This window comes from Dietzia sp. CQ4, from assembly GCF_014145125.1.
Classification (GTDB): Bacteria; Actinomycetota; Actinomycetes; order Mycobacteriales; family Mycobacteriaceae; genus Dietzia; species Dietzia natronolimnaea.
This window is the reverse complement of the sequence record NZ_JAALDZ010000437.1, coordinates 1-784: the sequence shown is the minus strand read 5'-3', so window position 1 is coordinate 784 and position 784 is coordinate 1. Positions and strand designations below refer to the sequence as shown.

Below are 784 nucleotides of genomic sequence, written 5' to 3'. Positions count from 1 at the left end.
GCCGAACTGTGCGCGTTCCGGGGGATGAGCAGGAACACCGCGGCCACCACCACGAGGTAGGCCGGCATGATCCGGACGAGGCGGGAACGCAGGTAGGCCCCCGCGGACCGCGCGGTGCCGGGCCCGCCCCGACGGGCGTGGAGGGCGTGGGCGCGCCACAGCAGGAACCCGGACAAGGCGAAGAAGACCGCCACGGACAGGTCGAACCGGCCCCAGACCCGGTTGATCGCCGACCCCGTGGAGGAGCCGGTCTGGAACGCGACGTGAGTGGTGAGGACCGAGAGCGCGGCGACCGCGCGGAAGCCCTCCAGCGCCGGCACGAAGCCGGTGGCGGACGGGAGAGTTCCGACTTGTCGGTCGGGGGTGGCGAATGCGTTCTTCATCACTGTTAATCTTCTCCTGATGATGGTCCGGTCCGGCGACCGACCCGGGAAGCTACCCGGCGGTAACCGGCGGATCCAGGGTGCGACTCCAGGAGGACAACCGATGGCACGACAGAGCAGTTCCGCGGGACGGAGGTCGTCAGTGCCCGCACTGGTCCTCGTCGGGCTCGGCGCGTTCCTCATCACTATCGCACTGGCGCTCGTCTTCTTCGTCGTGCCGGCGCAGAAGAAGACCCCGCTGGACATCAACACCACCACCGTCACCGACACCACGCAGGGCGCGGTCCTGGTGGGCGCGGCCCTGGCCGGCAACTCGCCGACCGAGCTCAACTCCACCCGGCCGGAGTGCAGCGCCGACGACGCGGCCGGCGACGAGGACGCCGACGCCCCCGGGGACGGCG

At 70.8% G+C, this 784-nt stretch carries 2 protein-coding genes; one reads left to right on the top strand and one right to left on the bottom strand.

What is annotated here, in order from left to right; genetic code table 11:
* Nucleotides 1-383: acyltransferase (locus G6031_RS18410; RefSeq protein WP_182654066.1), on the bottom strand; the 383-nt coding region annotated here is incomplete at its 3' end.
* Between the two features lie 103 nt (nucleotides 384-486).
* Between G6031_RS18410 and G6031_RS18405 the strand changes: the two genes are divergently transcribed.
* A partial coding sequence (locus G6031_RS18405) for a porin PorA family protein (RefSeq protein ID WP_187702392.1) occupies nucleotides 487-784 on the top strand: 298 nt, incomplete at its 3' end.